Raw genomic sequence first — 3878 nt, forward strand, 5'->3', positions numbered from 1 at the left:
TACAACCGCTGATTTTCAATCTCTAACGACTAAGGAGGATTTAGATCGGTACAATCAGGAACAAGCCATTCTTTCTGAGCGCATCGAAAAAGACATTCTTGATGATGAACTGCGTCGGAAAATGCACCAAGACTTAATCGATACGTATGATGAAGAACTAGAAAACGAAATAGATGACTATGCACGTGACTTTCGTTTTAACGGACGTGAGATGAGCGAGCAAGAAAAACTAGATCGACGTACATACTTTCATGAATTGGTACGACTACAGCGAGAACTTATAAAACTACAGGATTGGGTAGTTGATCGCGGTGAGCGTATCGTCGTCATCTTTGAAGGGCGGGATTCTGCTGGTAAAGGTGGCGCCATCAAACGCATTACCCAGCGGCTGAACCCTAGAGTTTGCCGTGTTGCAGCCTTACCTGCTCCAACGGAACGCGAGCAAACACAATGGTATTTTCAGCGCTATGTCGCGCATTTACCAGCCGCAGGTGAGATCGTATTGTTTGATCGCAGCTGGTATAACCGCGGCGGTGTTGAGCGGGTCATGGGGTTTTGTACAGATGCGCAGTATGAAGAGTTTTTTCAGTCGGTGCCAGAATTTGAGCGCATGCTAGTGCGATCAGGCATACGCTTAGTAAAATATTGGTTTTCCATTACCGATGATGAGCAACATGCACGCTTTATGAGTCGGATATATGACCCACTGAAACAGTGGAAGCTCTCACCGATGGATTTACAATCACGCCGACGCTGGGAAGACTACACCAAAGCAAAAGAGACCATGTTTGAGCGCACTCATATCCCTGAAGCACCATGGTGGGTAGTTGAGGGTAATAACAAGAAGCGCGCAAGACTAAACTGTATTGCGCATTTACTCGAACAAATCCCTTATAAAGAAGTCCCTCGTGACGAGATTGAGTTGCCCAATCGCAAACGCGATGATGAATATTACCGTGAGCCTATCCCTGATGATATGTATGTGCCGCCGCGTTATTAGTATTATTATGATTTCAGAATATACCACTCATAGCAAAACAGCCTTATAAGAGTATAAGGCTGTTTTTTATCTGATGCTAAGCATAAAGTCTACATAGTATAAGTAGATTGCAAACTATCAATTTTACCTGCCAATAGACGCTCGACTTCGTTTTTGATGCGTAGTCCAGATATGTCTGTACCGATCTGTACTGCAAAACCCGCTGGTCGACCACTTTGGGCTTTAGAATTAATCCAAACCACCTTACCATTCATGGGTAAACGCTCACTAGAGTTGGGCAAAGTGACCGCAATAAACACCTCATCGCCTAGATTTTGCGCTCGATCAGAGGGTACAAACAGAGCGCCATTAGTAACAAAGGATAGATAGCTTGCATATAACGTATCCATATTTTCAATATGACAGGTTAAAATCCCGCCACGTCCTGGCATTGCCATAGTCAGCTTCCTTTATTTATGAGGTTTACAGTATTTTTAATATATGACTAATGATGTGCAAGATTAAAATATCAGTATCAGCTATAAATGCGATATCTTTCAGTAAATTACTAGGCTTACATGTCTATTATAAAGAAACTAACTCTTGCATCAGATTATCATAAGCAAATTTTTCTTGCACATTTTGTTGTAGTGCTATTTTTGTCTGTTGTAAGCTATATGAAAAATGCTCTATCACGCTTTCGCTTGGTTCATTATCTTGCAAAATTTCGGCTAATTTAACATCCTTTTGCAATGCATCAAATCCTAACGAAACACGGCGCATATCAAGTAGCATCAGCTCAGACAGTTGGATAAATTCGATAATACCAAGCTGAGTTTGCCAATAATCACTCGCTGCTACGCTACTACGTTTACCACTACGTAACGCCTGCCATGTCGTCAGCCATAGTGCGCGCTTGCTATACCACGGTGCCTGAGCAAGTGTGATGGCTGCTAAAGGCGCGCCATTCGCTAACTGGATGAGCTGCTCAATGGCAGCCGCGCCGACCGCTTCACGATGATTGACCGTACTACCAAGCGCTTGAGTCACATAGTCCAGTGAGATAGCAGGATCAATTCTCTGCAATGCCAGCTGCTGAACACGGCTTTTAATAGTAGGCAGTAGCTGAGAGGGCGCATCACTAATCAAGAATAAATACACTTGAGCTTGTGGCTCTTCCAACGTTTTCAGTAAGGCATTGGCAGCGGCAATGGTCATCTTTTCAGCGTGATCGAGTACGCAAATGCGCATCCCCTGCCCGCCTTGATAAATAAAAGGCTGCAAAGCACGGATATCATCTACTTTTATTTTTAGTGAGGCGTTACTCGCGGTTTTAGTAGATTTTTTATCTTTCGCTGTGCTGCTCGCTATTTCTTGATTATAGGCATTATCACCACTGACAGGCAGACTAATTAACGGTAATGCTTGTAAGCTTGGATGTGTACCAGATCTAAGCCATTGACAGCTTTCACAATGACCACAAGCGCCTAGTGGATGCTCATCACGCACACGGCATAATAGCCAAGCCACCAAACGCCAGACGAACGCGCGCTTGCCCATGCCTTGCATGCCAGCCGCCAACAGCGCATGAGGTAGAGATTGCTGCGGTGCCAATACACGCTGCGTCAGCTGTGACCAAAGCACCTGTTGCCATGGCAATAGTGGCGCAAAATAAATATCATCAGTCATATTTGTCCGCTCACTCATGGCAATCATTTAATATTTTTCATTAAGAATTAGTTTGAATCAAATAGCATTTATTAAACTATTTATTACTTAGGCTACTTTATATCACTTATATTAAAAATCAGACATGCTCATGGCATTTAGACGATCTAAATCCTCTTGCGTATCAACACCTGCCGGTAATGGGCAAGCGGCTTTTGCAATAGCGATTTTCCCACCATTTTCCAATATACGTAGCTGCTCTAGACTTTCTAGTATTTCAAGCGGCGTTTGTGACCAATGGACAAACTGCTGCAGTAGACTAACGCGATAAGCGTATAAACCCAAATGACGATAAGCATTTTTTGGTGCTTGTGTATTACTTCCATTACCCAAGACCACATCTCGATCACAAGGAATCGGCGCGCGACTAAAATAAAGCGCCTGCTGCTTGTCGTTACAGTTCTGACTGACAACCTTAACGACAGATGGGCGTATAAAAGTATCATAGTCTTCGATAGGCTCACATAAAGTTGCCATGACGCTCTCTGCATCTTGCACTAATAATGTTTTGACTTGCTCTAACAATAATGGCGGTACCAGTGGTTCATCACCTTGCATATTGACCACTATGTCATCAGCAGCCCAGCCTTTAATGGCAGCGACTTCAGCCAAACGGTCTGTGCCCGAAGCATGATTACTACGTGTCATCACCACATCAAAGCCTGCTTCTATACAAACCTTAGCGATTGATTCATCGTCGGTCGCAATACACATATCATCGGCAAAATCTGCCAGTTTTGCTTTTTCAGCCACCCAAAGTATCATGGGCTTGCCATGAATATTTAACAATGGCTTGTTAGGCAAACGCGTACTTTTTAAACGCGCAGGAATGACAATGTGAGTTTTGACAGGCATAAGAGTTGACATGGGGTATTCCTAAAAATATTTTCAATTGATACGATACGCACTAAACGTTTGTTCTCTCAGAGTTTTGAGCGCTTGCAGTGATATTCAACGCTCGTAATTGCTGTTGCAAAGTCTCATAGCAATTATTAGACAGCACCGCAGTGACCGGCAATACCCATAACCTACTGATTAGTGCCTTATATTCATCACTCAGTGTCTGATCGCCCGCCATTTGTAGTAACAAAGCACTTATTTTTACGGCATCTTTACTGGTCACAATAATAGGGTGCTCAGCATACTGCAATAATTCCGCCAGACTAAAATC

Annotated in this window: 4 protein-coding genes and 1 pseudogene; 1 reads left to right on the forward strand and 4 read right to left on the reverse strand. The window is 43.3% G+C overall.

What is annotated here, in order from left to right; all coding sequences use genetic code 11:
- Positions 1–1000: polyphosphate kinase 2 (gene ppk2 / locus VLN09_RS09730; protein ID WP_325246018.1), on the forward strand; the 1000-nt coding region annotated here is incomplete at its 5' end.
- Positions 1001–1089: 89 nt separating this feature from the next.
- Here the strand turns inward: ppk2 and VLN09_RS09735 are convergent.
- From VLN09_RS09735 to VLN09_RS09750, 4 genes and pseudogenes are all read right to left on the reverse strand, one after another.
- Positions 1090–1437 (reverse strand): PilZ domain-containing protein, encoded by a 348-nt coding sequence (locus VLN09_RS09735; protein ID WP_325246020.1) that lies wholly within the window; start codon positions 1435–1437, stop codon positions 1090–1092.
- A gap of 127 nt (positions 1438–1564) precedes the next feature.
- Positions 1565–2686: a DNA polymerase III subunit delta' gene (locus VLN09_RS09740; RefSeq protein WP_325246022.1), complete on the reverse strand. Its 1122-nt coding sequence runs from the start codon at positions 2684–2686 to the stop codon at positions 1565–1567.
- 93 nt (positions 2687–2779) lie between these two features.
- The gene (kdsB, locus tag VLN09_RS09745) at positions 2780–3574 is read right to left on the reverse strand and encodes a 3-deoxy-manno-octulosonate cytidylyltransferase (RefSeq protein ID WP_325246024.1); all 795 of its coding nucleotides are present in this window, start codon (positions 3572–3574) and stop codon (positions 2780–2782) included.
- 40 nt (positions 3575–3614) lie between these two features.
- Positions 3615–3878 (reverse strand): annotated as a pseudogene (locus VLN09_RS09750) (tetraacyldisaccharide 4'-kinase); the annotation flags it as partial.

Origin of the sequence: Psychrobacter sp., assembly GCF_035469765.1 — a bacterium.
GTDB lineage: Bacteria > Pseudomonadota > Gammaproteobacteria > Pseudomonadales > Moraxellaceae > Psychrobacter.